Genomic DNA, 17,932 nt, shown 5'->3' with positions numbered 1-17,932 from the left:
TGATGATGGCGCCTGGCGGCCTGCTCCCGCGGTGTGCATGCTGCGTTGCGCAATCGATCGGGCCGGCGAGGGCCGGGCTGCTGCCGGCGTGCCTGGCATGGCTGGCGCGCTTAGCGTATGCCGGGTAGTCCCACCGAAACGGCAGTTGGGCAGCGGCCGGTGCGATCGGCGTGCTTGGCGCTGCATCGCAGCAAACCGCCAGGCAACAAAAAACCCGCCGGGTCGAAGACCGGGCGGGTTGATTCGGAAAACCGCTGCGTATCAGCGCAGTTTGGTTTCCTTGTACATCACGTGCTTGCGCGCCTTCGGATCAAATTTCATGATCTCGATCTTTTCCGGCATCGTCTTCTTGTTCTTGTCGGTCGTATAGAAATGACCGGTGCCGGCAGAAGACTCCAGCTTTACTTTTTCACGTCCACCTTTGGCCATGGTCTGCTCCGTAGGTCAGGTTTCAGATTTCGCCGCGGGCGCGAAGGTCGGCGACGACCTTCTCGATGCCCACCTTGTCGATCAGGCGCAGTGCGGCATTCGAAATGCGCAGACGCACCCAGCGGTTCTCGTTTTCGAGCCAGAACCGGCGGTATTGCAGGTTCGGCAGAAAGCGACGCTTGGTCTTGTTGTTGGCGTGGGAAACGTTGTTTCCCACCATCGGGCCCTTGCCCGTGACTTGACAGACGCGTGCCATCACGCTGCTCCCATCTACAAAAAATCGGAATTGCCGGACGACTTCCAGCAAAGACTGTCGATTATAGCCCGCTTTTGCCGCGAGCACCAAACCCGGCCCGTCATTGCTCCAGGAAGCGCTGCGCGTCGAGGGCTGCCATGCAGCCCGTTCCGGCGCTGGTGATCGCTTGCCGATAGACATGATCCTGCACGTCGCCGGCGGCAAAGACGCCCGGCACGCTGGTCATCGTCGCCATGCCGGCAAGCCCGCTGCGGGTGATGATGTAGCCGTCCTTCATCTCCAGCTGTCCGTTGAAGATGTCGGTATTCGGCTGGTGGCCGATCGCGATGAAGCAGCCGCTGACCGCCAGTTCGCTGGTGCTGCCATCCTGGCTGTTGCGGATCCGCACGCCGGTCACGCCGCTGTCGTCACCGAGCACCTCGTCGAGCGTTTGCCAGAGGTGCAGTTCGATGTTGCCGCTGGTCGCCTTGGCAGTCAGCTTGTCGACCATGATCGGCTCGGCGCGGAATTTGTCGCGGCGATGGATCAGGTGGACCTTGCTCGCGATGTTCGACAGGTACAAGGCCTCCTCGACCGCGGTATTGCCGCCGCCGACGACACATACCTCCTGGCCGCGGTAGAAAAAGCCGTCGCAGGTCGCGCAGCCGCTGACACCACGGCCCATGAATTTCTGCTCCGACGGCAGGCCGAGGTATTTCGCCGACGCGCCGGTGGCAATGATCAACGCGTCGCAGGTATAGGTACCGGAATCGCCGGTCAGCGTGAACGGTCGGTGTTCGAGGTCGACGGTATTGATGTGGTCAAAGACGATCTGCGTGTTGAAGCGTTCGGCATGGCGCTGGAAGCGTTCCATCAGCTCAGGGCCCTGCACGCCGTCGACATCGGCCGGCCAGTTGTCGACGTCGGTCGTCGTCATCAGCTGGCCGCCCTGGGCGATGCCGGTCACCAGCGTCGGTTGCAGATTGGCTCGTGCGGCATAAATCGCCGCGCTGTAGCCGGCCGGGCCGGAGCCGAGGATCAGGACACGGGAGTGAAGGGGCTTGGTGCTCATGATGTCGAAGGGTCGCGCCGAATGGCCGTTGGACGATGGATCAGCCCGCGAGTTTCCCATGCCCGGCGCTGCGGACGGATAGCAGGGGTTGATCGCGCCGATAGCGGCCGGGCCGCGGCCGGGTTATAAGAACGCCTTCCGGTCTGCCGCATCCGGCGCGCACCGTGCAAGCAGGTGGGCCACGGCTGGCCCGCGTCGACGTCGCGCCGGCCCGATCGCGCGTGTTGACCAACGATGATGAGCCATCCGGTATTTGCGCAACCAGAGGATCTGCCATGGCGATGCTTTCGAACCTCGACCTGATACGTCGGGTGCCGCTGTTTTCGATGTTGACCAACGAGCAGGCGCAGGGTATCGCCGACAGCGTCGTCAAACGCCGCATGCGGCGCGGCGAACTGGTGATCGAGGCCGGTCGCAAGTCGAATGCGCTGTTCATCCTGCTGACCGGCCGGGCGCGCGTGATCGCCGCCGACGAACGCGGGCGCGAGGTGATCCTTGCGGTGCTCCATGCCGGCGACTATGTCGGCGAGATGAGCCTGATCGACAACGAGCCGCATTCGGCGACCGTGCGCACCGAGGTGCAGTCGGACATGCTGGTGCTCGGCCGCGCCGAATTCGCGCGTTGCCTGCCGGAAAATTCCAGCTTGTCGTACGCGATCATGCGCGGCCTGGTGCAGCGCCTGCGCAATGCCGACCGGCAGATCGAGTCGCTGGCGCTGCTCGATGTCTATGGCCGCGTTGCACGCAGCCTGCTCGACATGGCCGAGACTGTCGGCGAAGAGCGGCTGATCCGCAGCAAGGTGTCGCGCCAGGACCTGGCGAAGGTCGTTGGCGCATCGCGCGAGATGGTCAGCCGGGTGATGAAGGACCTCGAGGAACGCGGCATGGTGCACACCCGCGAGGATGGTTCGGTGCTGATCACCAGCCGCCTGAAGACCTGAGGCCGATCGCGGTGCGGCGCGTCCGGATCGTGTGCCGCGCCGCTGTTGCAAACCGTCGGCCGGTGCTGCCGGAACCGGTGCCTGATCCGCGACAATGTCGGCATGACATTTCCGCTTGGATCCCTGCGTTCGGAGGCCAGCCCTCCAGCTTCGAATACGACCCGGTCGACGCGCGCCGCTCGCACGGCCGCCAGCACTGATTCGGCCCCGGTTTCGATTGCCCACTGGCGCGAGCAGATCATCGTGCTGGTCGGCGGCGTGTTGTGCCTGCTCGCCTTCATTGCGCTGCTGACCTACAGCGCCACCGATCCGGCATTCTCGACTTCCGGCAACCGCTATCAGGCGATCAACAACAAGGCCGGTGCGATCGGCGCCTGGGTCGCCGACCTCGGGCTGTTCCTGTTCGGCTATTCGGTCTGGTGGCTGCTGCTGGTCGGCGTGCGCAACTGGCTTGGCGCACTGGCGCGCCTGCTGCGCTCGAGCCATCAGCCGGTGGTCGCCCCGGCCCCGCCGATGCGCTGGGCATTCTGGATCGGTCTGCTGCTGCTGCTGTGCGCGAGCAGTGCACTCGAGTGGACCAGGCTTTATCAATGGGAGTCGCACATACCGGGCGGCCATGCTGGCGGCGTGCTTGGCCAGTTGCTCGGTTCGGCCAGCCAGCGCGGGCTCGGGTTTGCCGGCTCCGGCGTATTGTGGATCGCGGTCGGCGTGGTCGGCGTCGCGCTCGCCTTCCGTTTCTCGTGGTGGCGGCTGGCCGAGCGCATCGGTGCCACAGTCGACGGCTTGTGGGCCAGGCGGCTGCAGCGCAGGGCCCAGGCCGAGGATGTCCGGCTCGGCGAACGCGCGCTGCGCGAGCGCGAGCAGGTCGTCGACAGCGCGCAGCAGCAGCGGCAGGTCGAGCATGTGCCGGTCGTGATCGAGCCGCCACCGCCAACGCCGCCGCGCAGCGAGCGGGTTGCGAAGGAGAAGCAGGCGCCGCTGTTCAACGAGTTGATAGACACCAAGCTGCCGCAGGTCGATCTGCTCGACGCCGCGCCGATGAGCCGGGTCGAGACGGTGACTCCCGAAACGGTCGAGATGACCTCGCGGCTGATCGAGAAGAAGCTGCAGGATTTCGGCGTCGAGGTCCGGGTCGTCGCGGCATCGCCGGGCCCGGTCATCACGCGCTATGAAATCGAACCCGCCACCGGCGTCAAGGGTTCCCAGGTCGTCAACCTCGCGAAGGATCTGGCGCGCTCGCTGAGCCTGGTCAGCATCCGCGTCGTCGAGATCATTCCGGGCAAGACGACGATGGCACTCGAATTGCCGAATGCGAAACGGCAGACGATCCGGCTGTCGGAAATTCTCGGTTCGCAGGCCTACAACGACGCCCATTCGCAGCTGACGATGGGCCTGGGCAAGGACATCGTCGGCAATCCGGTGATCGCCGACCTGGCGAAGATGCCGCACTGCCTGGTCGCCGGCACGACCGGTTCCGGCAAGTCGGTCGGCATCAACGCGATGATCCTGAGCCTGTTGTACAAGGCCGAGGCGCGCGACGTGCGGCTGATCCTGATCGATCCGAAGATGCTCGAGATGAGCGTCTACGAGGGCATTCCCCACCTGCTCGCGCCGGTCGTCACCGACATGAAGCAGGCCGCCAATGCGCTGAACTGGGGCGTCGGCGAGATGGAGCGCCGCTACAAGCTGATGAGCAAGCTCGGTGTGCGCAACCTGGCCGGCTACAACAAGAAGATCGCCGAGGCTGCCGAGCGCGGCGAGACGATCGGCAATCCGTTCAGCCTGACTCCCGAAGCACCGGAGCCGCTCGAGCGGCTGCCGTATGTCGTGATCGTGATCGACGAACTGGCCGACCTGATGATGGTCGTCGGCAAGAAGATCGAGGAATTGATCGCGCGGCTGGCGCAGAAGGCGCGCGCCGCCGGCATCCACCTGATCCTCGCGACGCAGCGGCCGAGCGTCGACGTGATCACCGGCCTGATCAAGGCCAATATCCCGACCCGGCTCAGTTTCCAGGTCAGCAGCAAGATCGACAGCCGCACCATCCTCGACCAGATGGGCGCCGAGGCGCTGCTCGGACAGGGCGACATGCTGTACCTGACGCCGGGCGGCGGCGTGCCGGTGCGGGTGCACGGTGCCTTCGTCAGCGACGACGAGGTGCACCGCGTCGTCAACTATCTGAAGAGCCAGGGCGAGCCCGACTACATCGACGGCATTCTCGAGGGCGGCACGATAGACGGCGAGGGCGACCCGGCAACCGCCGACATGCCCGGCGGCGGTGGAGGCGAGGCCGATCCGATGTACGACCAGGCGGTTGCGATCGTGCTGCAGCACCGGCGCGCGTCGATCTCGCTGGTGCAGCGCCATCTGCGAATTGGTTACAACCGTGCCGCGCGCTTGCTGGAACAAATGGAACGATCCGGGGTCGTATCGGCGATGGCCAGCAATGGCAACCGCGAAATCATCGTTCCCGCACGAACCGAGTAATCCCTTGAAACTTCACCGAATTGTTGTTGCTGCCGTGCTCGGCCTGGCCGCGCTTGCGGCCCGCGCCGATGCCGTCGATCTGCTGAAGCAGTTCGTTCGCGACGTCAATGCCGGCCGCGCCGACTTCACGCAGACCGTCACCTCGCCGGACGGCGCAAAGAAAAAGACCTCCAGCGGCAGCTTCGAGTTCGCCCGGCCGAACCGTTTCCGCTTCATCTACAAGAAGCCGTTCGAGCAGCTGATCGTCGCCGATGGCCAGAAGGTCTGGATCTACGACACCGACCTGAACCAGGCCAGTTCACGCAAGTTTTCGCAGGCCCTCGGCGCAACGCCGGCAGCGCTGCTGGCCGGCGGCAACCTCGAAAAGGATTTCGAGCTGTCGGCATTGCCCGATCGTGATGGCCTCAGTTGGGCGCAGGCGCTGCCGAGGATCAAGGAAGGCGGCTTCAATGCGGTGAAGGTCGGCTTCCGTGGCAAGCAGCTCGCTGCGGTCGAGATCCTCGACGGTTTCGGCCAGCGCTCGCTGCTGCAGTTTGGCGGCTTCGAGACAGATGTTTCGTTTGCGCCGCAGCATTTCAAGTTCGTGCCGCCCGCCGGCGCCGATGTGATCGAGCAGTAGTCAGGATGGCCAGCCCGAGCCGCGCGACAATGCCGCGATGGGATCGACACAGCTGCCATTGACCGACCTGCTCGATGATCGGCAGCATGCCGCCGCCGAGGCGGCGCCGCTGGCCGAGCGGATGCGGCCGAAGACCCTCGACGATGTGATCGGCCAGCGCCACTTGCTGGCGCCGGGCAAGCCGCTGCGTGCGGCCTTCGACTCCGGGCGGCTGCACTCGATGATCCTGTGGGGCCCGCCGGGCGTCGGCAAGACGACGCTGGCGCGGCTGATGGCCGACGGCTTCGATGCCCAGTTCATCACGATGTCGGCGGTGCTCGGCGGCGTCAAGGACATCCGCGAGGCGGTCGAGCGAGCTTCCGCCGCGCAAGCCGCGGGCCGGCGCACGGTGCTGTTCGTCGACGAGGTGCACCGCTTCAACAAGGCGCAGCAGGATGCCTTTTTGCCGCATGTCGAGTCGGGTCTGCTGACCTTCATCGGCGCCACCACCGAAAACCCGTCGTTCGAAGTCAATTCGGCGCTGTTGTCGCGGGCCAGCGTGCATGTGCTGAAGTCGCTCGACGACGATGAACTCGGCGCATTGCTCGACCGAGCGCGTGATCTGCTCGCCGCACCGGTGATGACGCCGGCGGCGCGCGAGCGGCTGATCGCCTATGCCGACGGTGACGCCCGGCGGCTGCTCAATGCCTATGAAAACCTGATCCGCACCGTGGCGGCAGCCGAGCCGTCGCAGCGCGACGGCGAAATCGACGAAACCCGGCTCGAGTTCGCGCTCGGTGAACAGATGCGGCGCTACGACAAGGGCGGCGAGGCCTTCTACGACACGATCTCGGCGCTGCACAAGTCGGTGCGTGGCAGCGATCCGGATGCCGCGTTGTACTGGCTGGTGCGCATGCTCGACGGCGGCGTCGATCCTCTGTACGCGCTGCGCCGGCTGATCCGGATGGCAGCCGAGGATATCGGCCTGGCCGATCCGCGGGCGCTGCGCATCACGCTGGATGCGGCGGCAACCTATGACCGGCTCGGTTCGCCAGAGGGCGAGCTCGCGCTTGCCGAGGCGGTGGTCTACCTCGCGATCGCTCCGAAGTCGAATGCCGTCTACCGCGCATTCAATGACGCCAAGGCGCTGGTCAAGCGCGGCGGCAGCCGGCCGGTGCCGCTGCGGCTGCGCAATGCGCCGACCCGGCTGATGAAGGACCTCGATTACGGCCGCGGGTATCGGTACGCACACGACGAGGCAGGCGGCTTTGCAGCCGGCGAAAGCTACTGGCCGGATGACATGGCTGCGGTGCGGCTGTACCAGCCGGTTCAGCGCGGGCTGGAAATCCGCATCGGCGAGCGGCTGGCCGAGTTGCGCGCGCTGAATGACGCGGCGCAGCGCGAGCGCTGACGCCGCGCCGGCACCAAACCTCGATCGACGGCAGAGGAAAAATCCAGCGGGGAATACCCGGCCCCGGGCGGTCCGCGCGCGCTGGATAGAATTCGCCACCGTTGCGCGGGCCGGCGGCTCGCGCACGACGGCGCAGATGCAATTGGCGGGGTTCTTGCTCTTGACCTCGAAGCGCCAGCGTGGTGAGCGGGCGCTTTCGCCCGGCATCGGAATCAGGAGACCCCGCATGGATATCTTTCTTCAGCAGATCATCAACGGTCTGGTGCTCGGCAGCATGTATGCGCTGGTGGCACTCGGCTATACGATGGTCTACGGCATCATCAACCTGATCAACTTCGCGCACGGCGATGTGTTGATGGTCGGCGCGTTGACAAGCTGGACCATCGTCATCGCACTGGCCGACACGGGCATGCCCGGGTGGGGCTTGCTGGTGATCTCGTTGATCGGCGCGATCATCTGCTGTTCGGCGCTGAATTTCGTGATCGAGAAACTGGCCTACCGGCCGCTGCGCAATGCGCCGCGGCTGGCGCCGCTGATCACTGCGATGGGCATGAGTTTGTTGCTGCAGACGCTGGCGATGATCATCTGGAAGCCGAATCCGAAGCCCTATCCGCAGCTGCTGCCCATCGAGCCGTACGAAATCGGCGGCGCAGTGATCAGCGTCACGCAGTGCATGATCCTCGGCCTGACGGTGGTCATCCTGTCGGCGCTGATGTACCTCGTCAACCGCACCAAGCTCGGCCGCGCGATGCGCGCCACCGCCGAGAATCCGCGCGTTGCCGCATTGATGGGCGTCAAGCCCGACATGGTGATCTCCGCGACCTTCATCATCGGTGCGACGCTCGCCGCGGTGGCCGGCGTGATGTGGGCCAGCAACTACGGCACCGTGCAGCATGCGATGGGCTTCCTGCCCGGTCTGAAGGCCTTCACCGCGGCGGTTCTCGGCGGCATCGGCAACCTGGCTGGCGCGGTCGTCGGTGGGCTGTTGCTCGGACTGGTCGAGGCGCTGGGTGCCGGCTACCTCGGTCAGCTGACCGGCGGCGTGCTCGGCAGCCACTATGCCGACATCTTTGCCTTCATCGCGCTGATCCTGGTGCTGACGCTGCGCCCGTCCGGCTTGCTTGGCGAGCGGGTCGCCGACCGGGCCTGAGCGGAGGGCGACAAGATGAAGAACAAGATCGTCGTCTTTCTGATCGCCGCGGTGCTGCTGACGGCGTTGCCGCTGTTCGCCGGTTATTTCGGGCAGGGCTGGGTGCGCATCCTGGCGCTCGCTCTGCTGTACGTGCTGCTGGCGCTCGGCCTGAACATCGTGGTCGGTTATGCCGGCCTGCTCGATCTCGGCTATGTCGCGTTTTATGCGGTCGGCGCCTACATGTACGCGCTGCTGGCGTCGCCGCACCTGACCGAGAACTTCGAATGGATCGCACAGCTGTTCCCGGGCGGCATGCATGCGCCGTTCCTGCTCGTTGTGCCATTGGCCGCCGGGCTGGCGGCGATCGTCGGCGTGCTGCTCGGCATGCCGGTGCTCAGGCTGCGCGGCGACTACCTGGCGATCGTCACCCTCGGCTTCGGCGAGATCATCCGCGTCTTCCTGAACAACCTCGAACATCCGGTCAACATCACCAACGGACCGCGCGGCATCGACCGCGTCGATTCGATGCACATCCTCGGCTTCAATGTCGGCAAGGGCATCGATATCGGCAATCTGTTCGTTCCGTCGGTGACGCTGTATTACTACCTGTTCCTCGGCCTGGTCGTCTTCAGCGTCGTGATCAGTCACCGCCTCGAGCTGTCGCGCATCGGCCGCGCCTGGATGGCGATCCGCGAGGACGAGGTTGCCGCGAAGGCGATGGGCATCGACACGCGCAACATGAAGCTGCTCGCATTCGCGATGGGCGCCACCTTCGGCGGCGTCTCGGGGACGATGTTTGCCGCCTTCCAGGGCTTCGTGTCGCCGGAATCGTTCAGCCTGATGGAAAGCATCATGATCGTCGCGATGGTCGTGCTCGGCGGCATCGGCCACCTGCCGGGCGTGATCCTCGGTGCGGTGTTGCTGGCGGCGCTGCCGGAGGTGCTGCGTTACGTCGCGGCGCCGCTGCAGCAGATGACCGGCGGGCGGCTCGATGCGTCGATCCTGCGCCAGCTGCTGATCGCATTGGCGATGATCGGCATCATGCTGGCCCGGCCACGCGGCCTGTGGCCATCCCCCGAACATGGCAAGGCTGCCGAGTCGAAGCGCGCCGCCTGAGGAATACGCCAATGACGACAACGATTCTCAATGTGCAAGGGGTCTCCAAGCGCTTCGGCGGCTTGCAGGCGCTGTCCGATGTCGGCGTGAAGATCGAGGAGGGCGAGGTTTACGGGCTGATCGGACCGAACGGAGCCGGCAAGACCACGTTCTTCAACGTGCTGACCGGGCTCTACAGCCCCGACGCGGGCAGCTTCGAGCTTGCCGGCAAGCCGTACAAGCCGTCCGCCGTGCACCAGGTCGCCAAGGCCGGCATCGCCCGCACCTTCCAGAATATCCGGCTGTTTGCCGAGATGACCGCGCTCGAGAACGTGATGGTCGGCCGCCATGTGCGCACACATTCCGGCCTGATCGGCGCGGTATTCCGCACCTCGCGCTTCAAGGCCGAGGAAAAGGCGATCGTCGACCGCGCGCAGCAGTTGCTCGATTACGTCGGCATCGGCCAGCTCGCGCCGTACAAGGCGCGCACGCTCAGCTATGGCGACCAGCGCCGGCTCGAGATCGCGCGGGCACTGGCCACCGATCCGAAGCTGATCGCACTCGACGAGCCGGCTGCCGGCATGAACGCAACCGAGAAAACCGTGTTGCGCGAACTGATCGACCGCATCCGCAACGACGGCCGCACGATCCTGCTGATCGAACACGACGTCAAGCTCGTGATGGGCTTGTGCGACCGCGTCACCGTACTCGACTACGGCAAGCAGATTGCCGATGGCACGCCGGCCGAGGTGCAGCGCGATCCGAAGGTCATCGAGGCCTACCTCGGTGCCGACCACACCACCGTGCATTGACGGCCGGTCTGCACATGAATTCCCGGGATATCCGATGACCACTGCAACCCCATTGCTGAAGGTGACGGGCCTGAAGGTCGCCTATGGCGGCATCCAGGCCGTGAAGGGCATTTCGTTCGAGGTCCGCCAGGGCGAACTGGTCAGCCTGATCGGCGCCAATGGCGCTGGCAAGACGACGACGCTGAAGGCGATCACCGGCCTGCAGAATGTTGCCGAAGGCGATATCGAATACCTCGGCCGCTCGATCCGCGGCCAGGGCCCATGGGACCTGGTTCGCCAGGGCCTGGTGATGGTGCCGGAAGGACGCGGCGTCTTTGCCCGCATGACGATCGCCGAGAACCTGCAGATGGGCGCCTTTGTCCGCAACGATGACCAGATCGGGCGCGACATCGAGAATGTGTTCGGCATCTTTCCGCGCCTGAAGGAACGGCGCAACCAGCTCGCCGGCACGATGTCCGGCGGCGAGCAGCAGATGCTTGCGATGGGCCGTGCGCTGATGGCCCGGCCGAAGCTGTTGCTGCTCGACGAGCCGTCGATGGGCCTGTCGCCGATGATGGTCGACAAGATCTTCGACGTCGTCGCCGACATCTACAAGCGTGGCGTCACCGTGCTGCTGGTCGAGCAGAATGCAAGCAGGGCCCTGCAACTCGCAAAGCGGGGTTATGTGATGGAGTCGGGCGAGATGTCGATGAGCGGCGACGCCGATCAACTGCTGAAGGACCCGAAGGTGCGGGCCGCCTATCTCGGCGAATAACGTCGGCCCGGGCCGGCCTCGGTCGCTGCGCCTGCGGCGAGGTCGGTGTCGTGCGGGAGGAGACGAGATTTGAAGATCAAGAACCAGCGCGACTTCTGGGCAGGCCTGCTGTTCGCGGTTGCCGGCGTGGTGTTTGCGATCGGCGCCTCCGGCCACGTGCTCGGCAGCAGCGACCAGCCGGGACCCGGCTTTTTCCCGTTGCTGCTCGGTCTGCTGCTGGCGCTGCTCGGTTGCCTGCTGATCTTCAAGGCACTGACCTTCGAGACCGACGATGGTGCGCCGGTCGGATCGATCGGCTGGCGTGCGCTGATTGTCGTCTGCGGCTCGCTGGCCGTCGGCGGTCTGCTGCTGCCACAACTGGGGATGCTGCTGACCGTCGCCTTGCTGGTCTGGCTGCTCGGCCATGCAACCCAACGGCTCGCGCTGCGCCGCTGGTTGCTGCTGTCGGCAACATCGGCACTGCTGGTCTGGATCGTTTTTGTCGGGCTGGCCGGGCTGCCGATTCCGCTCTGGCCGGCGGTTTCCGCATGAGTGGCCGCGGGGTTGCGTGGTGACCTTGTTCGACAACCTTGCGCTCGGCGTATCGATTGCATCGCAGCAGCAGCACCTGTTGCTGCTGACAGGCGGCTGCCTGCTTGGCGCGACGTTTGCCGCGCTGCCCGGCGTCGGCATGTTGTCGTTGGTCGCGCTGGCGCTGCCGGCCGCGCTGCTGCTCGAACCGCTGGCGGCAATGATGCTGCTGGTCGGCATCTATTGCGGTGCTGCCGGCGGCGCCCAATCGGCCGGCCCCATGATCGCTGCGCCCCTGCTTTCGGATGGCAGCGGCGAGCCGGTACCTGCGTCTGGCATGACGGTTCCGGCGGTGTGGTCGATGCGCTGGTTTGCCGCAGCGAGGCCGCTGTCGCTGCTGGTCGCGTCGCTGATCGGCGCATTCGCGATCGTCATGATCGCACCCTCGCTGATCGAACTGACCTTCCGCTTCGGCCCGGCCGAATATTTCTCGATGATGGTGCTCGCGCTGCTGGCGGTGGTCGTGCTGGCTGCCGGTTCGCTGTTGAAATCGATGTCGATGCTGGTGTTCGGTCTGCTGCTGGCGCAGATCGGCAGCGACCCGCAGACGGGCCTGGCCCGGTTCGATTTCGACTATCTGCCGTTTGATGCCGGCATTGGCCTGGTGCCGATGGCGCTCGGTCTGGTGGTGATCGGCCGGCTGCTGTCGGAGCTGCTTGGCGGGGCGGCGCAGCCGTTGCCATCACCGGCAGGGACGGTGCCACATCGGCTGCCATTGCGCCAGCAACTGCAGCAGGACGCCTTGCACACTGCGCGCGGTGGCGCGGTCGGCTCGTTGTTCGGCACCGTCCCGGGTGGCGGGGTGGCGATCGGAGCCTACGTCGCGCGGGGTATCGAGCGCCGGCTGCAAGCCGGCCGGGCCGGCGACGATGCGCGACCCGCCGGTACGGCTGCCGCCGCGGCCATCAGCGCCGGGACACGCAGCAGCTTCATTCCGCTGCTCGCGCTCGGCGTGCCGACCAATGCCGCGCTGGTGTTGATGGTCGGGTTGCTGCTGCAGCGTGGGCAGCAGGTCGGCCCGCAGCTGATGACCGGCCACGCCGAATTGTTCTGGGGGCTGATCGCCGCGATCGCTTTCAGCGGCGTCGTGTTGTTCGTCTTCGGCCGGCCGCTCGGCATGCTGGCGCGCAGGCTTGAGTCGGTCGACTTTGCGATGGTTTATCCGGTGCTCGGCGCATTCTGCTGCCTGGCCGCGTATGCGCTTCCCGGTGGCATCGTCGACGTCCTGCAGATGTCGCTGTTCGGCGCGCTCGGCCATCTGCTGTTCAAGCTCGGTTGCCCGCTGACGCCGTTGTTGATGGGTTTTGTCCTCGGGCCGACGCTGGAGTCCAGCCTGCGCCATGCGCTCGAATTGTCGGCCGGCGACTGGAGCATCCTGCTGACGCGTCCGCTGTCGGCAGGTTTGTTGCTGGCCGGTGCGTTGCTGGTGGCCTCGTTGCTGCTGCCGTCGGTGCGGCCGTTGCGCGCCGCACTTTTCCGGCAGGAGCGCTGATGGCCGGCCGGACGGCAACGCGATGAGCAACCTCGCGCCTTCGGCGACGCCGATCCAGCGCATCTGGCCCGGCCTGGCCCTTGCGTTTGCCGGCTCGGTGGCTTTTTCCGGCAAGGCCATCATCGTCAAGCTGGCGTATCGCTACGGCGTCGACGCGGTGACGCTGATCATGTACCGGATGCTGTTTGCGCTGCCGCTGTTTCTGCTGCTGAGCTGGAGCGCCGGCCGCGGCAAGCCGGCGCTGGAACGGCGCGACTGGCAGGTGGTGGTCGGCTTGGGTTTTGCCGGCTACTACCTCGCCAGTTTTCTCGATTTTCTCGGACTGCAATATGTCAGCGCCAGCTTCGAGCGGCTGATCCTCTACCTCAATCCGACGCTGGTGTTGTTGATCAGCGTGTGGCTGTTCGGTGCGCAGGTCAATCGGCGCCAGTTGTACGCGCTGGCCCTCAGCTATGCCGGCGTCGTGCTTGTTTTTGGTCACGAACTCAGCCTCGCCGGCAGCGAGGCCGCGCTTGGCGCGGCGCTGGTTTTTGCCAGCGCATTGAGTTATGCGTTCTACCTGTGCTACAGCGGCGCCGAGGTGAAGCGGCTCGGCGCACTGCGGCTGACCGGTCTGGCAACCAGCGTTGCCTGCGTGTTGTGCATCGGCCAATTCTTCCTGCTGCGTCCGCTGCAGGCGATGGTGGTGGCGCCGGAAGTGATCTGGCTGTCGATCCTGAATGCGGTGCTCTGCACATTTGCACCGGTGCTGATGGTGATGATGGCGATCGAGCGGCTCGGCGCGACGATCACCGCACAGACCGGCATGGTCGGCCCGCTGTCGACGATCCTGCTCGGCGTGTGGCTGCTCGACGAGCCGTTCACCGGCTGGGTGCTTGCCGGTGCGGCGCTGGTGCTGGCCGGCATCTGGCTGCTGACGCGCGCCCGCTAAGATCGCAGTCGACCGGCGCATCAGGCTTCGCTGTTGCGGCCGCTTTCGCACAATCACTGGAGAACGAAATGGACCTCGGAATCAACGGCAAGTGGGCACTGGTATGCGCTGCAAGCAAGGGCCTCGGCAAGGGCTGCGCGGCGGCGCTGGTCAGCGAGGGTGTCAATGTCGTGATCACCGCGCGCGGCGAGGAGGCGCTGAACAGGACGGCTGACGAATTGCGCGCGCTCGGCGGCGGCGAAGTACGCGCAGTTGCCGGCGACATCACGACGCCGGAAGGGCGCGCCGCCGCACTGGCCGCCTGCCCTCAGATCGACATCCTCGTCAACAACGCCGGTGGCCCGCCGCCCGGCGACTTCCGCGACTGGGACCGCGATGCCTGGATCAAGGCACTGGACGCCAACATGCTGACGCCGATCGAGCTGATCAAGGCGGTCGTCGACCCGATGTCCGAGCGCGGTTTCGGCCGCATCGTCAACATCACCTCGGCGGCGGTGAAGGCACCGATCGAGATCCTCGGTCTGAGCAACGGCGCGCGCAGTGGCCTGACCGGCTTTGTTGCCGGCCTGTCGCGCAAGACGGTGGCCAAAGGGGTGACGATCAACAACCTGCTGCCGGGCCCGTTCGACACCGATCGGCTCGCCGCGACCGCCGCCGGTGCGGCAAAAAGCAGCGGCCAGACGATCGAGGCGGTCCTCGCGCAGCGCGCTGCCGCCAATCCGGCACGCCGTTTCGGAACGAAGGAAGAATTCGGTGCGACCTGCGCCTTCCTGTGCAGCGTGCATGCCGGCTTCATCACCGGCCAGAACCTGCTGATGGACGGCGGCGCCTATCCGGGAACGTTCTGACGCGACGACCGCTGGCGGCGCAGCACCAAAGTCAGCGGGCGTCTGCGGTCTTCACCGGCCGGCTCGTCACGACGATGCCGGCGGCGATCAGCGCAAATGCGGCGAGGTGGTACCAGCCCGGCGACTGGCCGAGCAGCATCGCCGACAGCAGCGTCGCAAAAACCGGTGTCAGGTTGCTGAAGAATGCAGCCGTCGCCGGCCCCACCGCCGCAACGCCCTTGCCCCAGCAGTAGTAGGCGAGGATCGACGGGCCTATCGCGACGAAAACGATTGCCGCAACCACGCTGCCCGACCAGTTGATGTCCGCCGGAGCCAGCACCTGCTCGGCGCCGGCCGCTGCCGCTCCCCACATCCAGCCGAACATCACCTGCACGAACAGGAATTCGGCCCAGTTCCAGCTCGGCCGAGCGTCGCCGCGCATCGACTCGGGCGGGCGCGCGAGCAACCAGCTGTAGAAGCCCCAGGAGATGACGGCCGCCAGCATCAGCAGATCGCCGGGCACCAGCTGGATCTGCGCCAGCCTGGCCCATTCGCCGCGCGACAGCACCAGCGCCACACCGGCCAGCGACAGCGCTGCACCGGCCAATTGCACGCCGCGCGCTCGCACGCCGTAGACGATCGAGCCGATCATCAGCATCCACACCGGCGAACTGGCGGCGATCAGCGTGATATTGACCGGCGTCGACGTGTGCAATCCCATGTACTGCAGCGCGTTGTAGCTGCCGACGCCGAACAGACCGAGCTTTGCGAAATAGCCCCAGCGGATGCGGATCACCTCGGGATGGCGCAGCACGCGCCAGGCCAGCGGCAACAGCAAGGCCCCGGCGAGTGTCCAGCGCAGCGCATTCAGCGCCAGCGGCGGAATCTGCCCGACCATCAGACGCCCGACCACCGCATTGCCCGCCCACATCAGTGGCGGGACGCTGAGCAGCAGCGCCATCCGCCAATCGAGTCTGCCGCTCATCGCTGCTCAGGGTCTCGGCGGCATCGGATGGCCGCAATTCCAGCACTGCTCGAACGGGCCATCGATGATTTCCTTGCAATTCGGGCAGGCCCAGGTCTGCGATGGTGGGTGCTTGAAGGCTTCGAGCAGCGTCGCGGCGCGCTCCAGGTCGGCATCGTTCTCGACCCACAGTTCGGGCAGCGTCTGGTCAGGGGGCAGTTCACCGGCGATGCTGCTTGCCCAGACGCGCTGCACGGTCGTCGGAATGCCGGCCTGACACAACCAGTCGGACCACAGCGTGGCCAGTGCGAGGTTGGGGGCGATCATCAATCGGCGCATGCGGGCAGAATGGTCCGGTGTGTGGCTGGCAAGTGGCGGTGCGCCGAAACGCGATCGGTGCACGCTGCCCGGAAGGCTGGCACGATACAGGACTTCGATCCATTTCAAACCAACGGAGATTGCATCCCATGTCAGCGAGTACATCCTCAGGCAAGACGCGCGCCGTCGCGATCGAGCAGTTCGGCGGCCCGGAGAACCTGCAAGTCGTCGAGCGGCCGGTCGGCGAACCGAGTGCCGGCGAGATCCGCATCCGCCACCATGCCTGCGGGCTCAACTACATCGACGTCTACCAGCGCACCGGCATGTATCCGCTGCCGCTGCCGGCGGTGCTCGGCATGGAGGCAGCCGGTGTCATCGAGGCGGTTGGTGAAGGTGTCGAACACCTGAAGGTCGGCGACCGCGCCGCCTACGCCAGCCAGCCGCCGGGCGCCTATTGCGAACAACGTGTGCTGTCGGCCAAATGCGTCGTCAAGCTGCCCGACGAGATCTCGTTCGAAACCGGCGCGGCGATGATGCTGAAGGGCCTGACCGCCCAGTATCTGCTGAAGAAGACATTGCCGGCAGCCGGCCTGCAGGCCGGCGACCACGTGCTGTTCCATGCCGCTGCCGGCGGCGTCGGCCTGATCGCCTGCCAGTGGGCACGCGAACTCGGGCTGAAGCTGATCGGCACCGCCGGCAACGATGCCAAGTGCCAGCTCGCACTCGACCATGGTGCGAGCCACGCGATCAACTACAAGACCGAGGACTTCGTTGCCAAGGTCAAGGAGTTCACCGGTGGCCGCGGCGTCAAGGTGTTCTACGACTCGGTGGGTGCCGACACCTTCGTGCGTTCCCTCGATTGCCTGCAACCATTCGGCCTGGCCGTCAATTTCGGCAATGCCAGCGGCAAGGCGCCGCCGCTCGACATCGTGACGCTGGCCGGCAAGGGTTCGCTGTACCTGACCCGGCCGACCTTGTTCACCCACTTGTCGACCCGCGAAGCGACGCAGAAGATGGCCGACGACCTGTTCGCGGTCGTGAAAAGCGGCGCGGTGAAGATCCGCATCGATCAGCAATTCCCGCTGGCCGAAGCGGCCGATGCGCACCGTGCGCTGGAAGCGCGCAAGACGACGGGGAGCACGATCCTGTTGCCGTAGGACGGGCCCACCCCCGGAGCGCCCGCAAGTTTGCCCGTGGGGTTCAAGGACTCCGCTTGCCACCAGCCCGAATCGCGGCTGAAGCCGCTCCCACAAGGCCAGAGCGCTGGCCCCGTCTCTGTGGGAGGGGCTTCAGCCCCGATTTCTCCGCATGCTGCCAGCGTCGAATCGTGCCTGAAGTTGCACCGACATGGCCAAAGGTCTGGTGGCGGCCTCAGCGGGCGCGCATCACACGCAGGATCTCGTCGAGGATCAGCAGGATCGCGCCGATCGTGATCGCGGTATCGGCGACGTTGAACGACGGGAAAAACCAGCCGGCCCAGTGGACCTGGATGAAGTCGACGACATAGCCGTGCAGCAGGCGGTCGACGACATTGCCGATCGCGCCGCCGAGGATCAGCGCCAGCGCCCAACTGAACATCCGCTGGCCGCCGCCGGTCTTCAGCATCCAGATGATGAAGACGGTGGCGACCGCGCCGAGGCCGATGAAGAACCAGCGCTGCCAGCCGGCCGCATCGGCCAGGAAGCTGAACGCCGCGCCGGTGTTGTGCACCCGCACGATGTTGAAGTACGACGTGACGAAGCGGCTTTCACCGTACTGGAAATCGGCGAGGATCAGCGACTTCGTGTATTGGTCGGCGAGCACGACCAGCAGCGCAATACCCAGCCACGGCAGCAGCGAGCCACCCTTGTTCGGGCCGGCCACC

19 protein-coding genes are annotated in these 17,932 nt (G+C 65.8%); 13 read left to right on the top strand and 6 right to left on the bottom strand.

Translation table 11 applies throughout. From position 1 onward, the window contains the following. Positions 1–261 precede the first annotated feature (261 nt). The 3 genes from rpmG to trxB all read right to left on the bottom strand — a co-directional run bounded on the left by rpmG (position 262) and on the right by trxB (position 1,736). Positions 262–429 (bottom strand): 50S ribosomal protein L33, encoded by a 168-nt coding sequence (gene rpmG / locus ACNH6H_RS04150; RefSeq protein ID WP_309700072.1) that lies wholly within the window; start codon positions 427–429, stop codon positions 262–264. Between the two features lie 22 nt (positions 430–451). Next, positions 452–685, bottom strand: a complete 234-nt coding sequence (gene rpmB, locus ACNH6H_RS04145) for a 50S ribosomal protein L28 (RefSeq protein ID WP_418321214.1) — start codon at positions 683–685, stop codon at positions 452–454. 100 nt (positions 686–785) lie between these two features. Next, positions 786–1,736 (bottom strand): thioredoxin-disulfide reductase, encoded by a 951-nt coding sequence (trxB, locus tag ACNH6H_RS04140; protein WP_418315881.1) that lies wholly within the window; start codon positions 1,734–1,736, stop codon positions 786–788. Between the two features lie 275 nt (positions 1,737–2,011). Here trxB and ACNH6H_RS04135 point away from each other — a divergent pair, with 275 nt between their 5' ends. From ACNH6H_RS04135 to ACNH6H_RS04080, 12 genes are all read left to right on the top strand, one after another. Then, entirely contained in the window at positions 2,012–2,677 is a 666-nt protein-coding gene (locus ACNH6H_RS04135; RefSeq protein WP_418315879.1) for a Crp/Fnr family transcriptional regulator, read from the top strand. 102 nt (positions 2,678–2,779) lie between these two features. Next, positions 2,780–5,164, top strand: coding sequence for a DNA translocase FtsK (locus ACNH6H_RS04130; protein WP_418315877.1), 2,385 nt, complete (start codon positions 2,780–2,782; stop codon positions 5,162–5,164). Positions 5,165–5,168: 4 nt separating this feature from the next. Further along, positions 5,169–5,783: an outer membrane lipoprotein chaperone LolA gene (gene lolA, locus ACNH6H_RS04125; RefSeq protein ID WP_418315875.1), complete on the top strand. Its 615-nt coding sequence runs from the start codon at positions 5,169–5,171 to the stop codon at positions 5,781–5,783. Positions 5,784–5,904: 121 nt separating this feature from the next. Next, entirely contained in the window at positions 5,905–7,173 is a 1,269-nt protein-coding gene (locus ACNH6H_RS04120) for a replication-associated recombination protein A (protein WP_418321212.1), read from the top strand. 226 nt (positions 7,174–7,399) lie between these two features. Then, positions 7,400–8,323 carry a branched-chain amino acid ABC transporter permease gene (locus tag ACNH6H_RS04115; RefSeq protein WP_418315873.1) on the top strand — a complete coding sequence of 308 codons (924 nt, stop codon included), beginning with the start codon at positions 7,400–7,402 and terminating at the stop codon, positions 8,321–8,323. 15 nt (positions 8,324–8,338) lie between these two features. Further along, entirely contained in the window at positions 8,339–9,421 is a 1,083-nt protein-coding gene (locus ACNH6H_RS04110; protein WP_418315872.1) for a branched-chain amino acid ABC transporter permease, read from the top strand. A gap of 11 nt (positions 9,422–9,432) precedes the next feature. Next, positions 9,433–10,212 (top strand): ABC transporter ATP-binding protein, encoded by a 780-nt coding sequence (locus tag ACNH6H_RS04105; RefSeq protein WP_418315871.1) that lies wholly within the window; start codon positions 9,433–9,435, stop codon positions 10,210–10,212. Between the two features lie 34 nt (positions 10,213–10,246). Continuing rightward, positions 10,247–10,966 (top strand): ABC transporter ATP-binding protein, encoded by a 720-nt coding sequence (locus ACNH6H_RS04100; RefSeq protein WP_418315870.1) that lies wholly within the window; start codon positions 10,247–10,249, stop codon positions 10,964–10,966. 69 nt (positions 10,967–11,035) lie between these two features. Beyond that, a complete protein-coding gene (locus ACNH6H_RS04095; protein ID WP_418315868.1) occupies positions 11,036–11,497 on the top strand; it encodes a tripartite tricarboxylate transporter TctB family protein in 462 nt (153 codons plus the stop codon). A 19-nt stretch (positions 11,498–11,516) separates the two neighbouring features. Next, a complete protein-coding gene (locus ACNH6H_RS04090) occupies positions 11,517–13,028 on the top strand; it encodes a tripartite tricarboxylate transporter permease (protein WP_418315867.1) in 1,512 nt (503 codons plus the stop codon). A 22-nt stretch (positions 13,029–13,050) separates the two neighbouring features. Next, on the top strand, positions 13,051–13,959 hold the full coding sequence (locus ACNH6H_RS04085; protein WP_418315865.1) for a DMT family transporter: 909 nt from the start codon (positions 13,051–13,053) through the stop codon (positions 13,957–13,959). 68 nt (positions 13,960–14,027) lie between these two features. After that, the gene (locus ACNH6H_RS04080; RefSeq protein WP_418315863.1) at positions 14,028–14,807 is read left to right on the top strand and encodes an SDR family oxidoreductase; all 780 of its coding nucleotides are present in this window, start codon (positions 14,028–14,030) and stop codon (positions 14,805–14,807) included. 31 nt (positions 14,808–14,838) lie between these two features. Here ACNH6H_RS04080 and ACNH6H_RS04075 read toward each other — a convergent pair whose 3' ends face one another. Next, positions 14,839–15,771, bottom strand: a complete 933-nt coding sequence (locus ACNH6H_RS04075; RefSeq protein WP_418315861.1) for a DMT family transporter — start codon at positions 15,769–15,771, stop codon at positions 14,839–14,841. A gap of 6 nt (positions 15,772–15,777) precedes the next feature. Next, positions 15,778–16,077 (bottom strand): putative signal transducing protein, encoded by a 300-nt coding sequence (locus ACNH6H_RS04070; RefSeq protein WP_418315859.1) that lies wholly within the window; start codon positions 16,075–16,077, stop codon positions 15,778–15,780. A 140-nt stretch (positions 16,078–16,217) separates the two neighbouring features. Between ACNH6H_RS04070 and ACNH6H_RS04065 the strand changes: the two genes are divergently transcribed. Continuing rightward, positions 16,218–17,225, top strand: a complete 1,008-nt coding sequence (locus tag ACNH6H_RS04065; protein ID WP_418315857.1) for a quinone oxidoreductase family protein — start codon at positions 16,218–16,220, stop codon at positions 17,223–17,225. A 214-nt stretch (positions 17,226–17,439) separates the two neighbouring features. Here ACNH6H_RS04065 and lspA read toward each other — a convergent pair whose 3' ends face one another. Continuing rightward, positions 17,440–17,931: a signal peptidase II gene (lspA, locus tag ACNH6H_RS04060; RefSeq protein WP_418315855.1), complete on the bottom strand. Its 492-nt coding sequence runs from the start codon at positions 17,929–17,931 to the stop codon at positions 17,440–17,442. Between the last annotated feature and the right edge of the window lies 1 nt (position 17,932).

The sequence above is a fragment of the Pseudideonella sakaiensis genome (assembly GCF_048320135.1).
In the GTDB taxonomy this organism is placed as follows: Bacteria; Pseudomonadota; Gammaproteobacteria; order Burkholderiales; family Burkholderiaceae_C; genus Ideonella_A; species Ideonella_A sakaiensis_A.
Note: the sequence above shows the minus strand (reverse complement) of the source record. Positions and strands in the feature narration are given on the sequence as shown.

Coding starts and splice junctions, on each gene's coding strand:
- ACNH6H_RS04110 (WP_418315872.1), top strand. CDS start 8,339: ATGAAGAACAAGATCGTCGTCTTTCTGATCGCCGCGGTGCTGCTGACG.
- ACNH6H_RS04100 (WP_418315870.1), top strand. CDS start 10,247: ATGACCACTGCAACCCCATTGCTGAAGGTGACGGGCCTGAAGGTCGCC.
- ACNH6H_RS04070 (WP_418315859.1), bottom strand. CDS start 16,077: ATGATCGCCCCCAACCTCGCACTGGCCACGCTGTGGTCCGACTGGTTG.
- ACNH6H_RS04115 (WP_418315873.1), top strand. CDS start 7,400: ATGGATATCTTTCTTCAGCAGATCATCAACGGTCTGGTGCTCGGCAGC.
- trxB (WP_418315881.1), bottom strand. CDS start 1,736: ATGAGCACCAAGCCCCTTCACTCCCGTGTCCTGATCCTCGGCTCCGGC.
- ACNH6H_RS04075 (WP_418315861.1), bottom strand. CDS start 15,771: ATGAGCGGCAGACTCGATTGGCGGATGGCGCTGCTGCTCAGCGTCCCG.
- ACNH6H_RS04120 (WP_418321212.1), top strand. CDS start 5,905: ATGCGGCCGAAGACCCTCGACGATGTGATCGGCCAGCGCCACTTGCTG.
- ACNH6H_RS04085 (WP_418315865.1), top strand. CDS start 13,051: ATGAGCAACCTCGCGCCTTCGGCGACGCCGATCCAGCGCATCTGGCCC.
- ACNH6H_RS04135 (WP_418315879.1), top strand. CDS start 2,012: ATGGCGATGCTTTCGAACCTCGACCTGATACGTCGGGTGCCGCTGTTT.
- ACNH6H_RS04080 (WP_418315863.1), top strand. CDS start 14,028: ATGGACCTCGGAATCAACGGCAAGTGGGCACTGGTATGCGCTGCAAGC.
- rpmG (WP_309700072.1), bottom strand. CDS start 429: ATGGCCAAAGGTGGACGTGAAAAAGTAAAGCTGGAGTCTTCTGCCGGC.
- rpmB (WP_418321214.1), bottom strand. CDS start 685: ATGGCACGCGTCTGTCAAGTCACGGGCAAGGGCCCGATGGTGGGAAAC.
- ACNH6H_RS04130 (WP_418315877.1), top strand. CDS start 2,780: ATGACATTTCCGCTTGGATCCCTGCGTTCGGAGGCCAGCCCTCCAGCT.
- ACNH6H_RS04065 (WP_418315857.1), top strand. CDS start 16,218: ATGTCAGCGAGTACATCCTCAGGCAAGACGCGCGCCGTCGCGATCGAG.
- ACNH6H_RS04105 (WP_418315871.1), top strand. CDS start 9,433: ATGACGACAACGATTCTCAATGTGCAAGGGGTCTCCAAGCGCTTCGGC.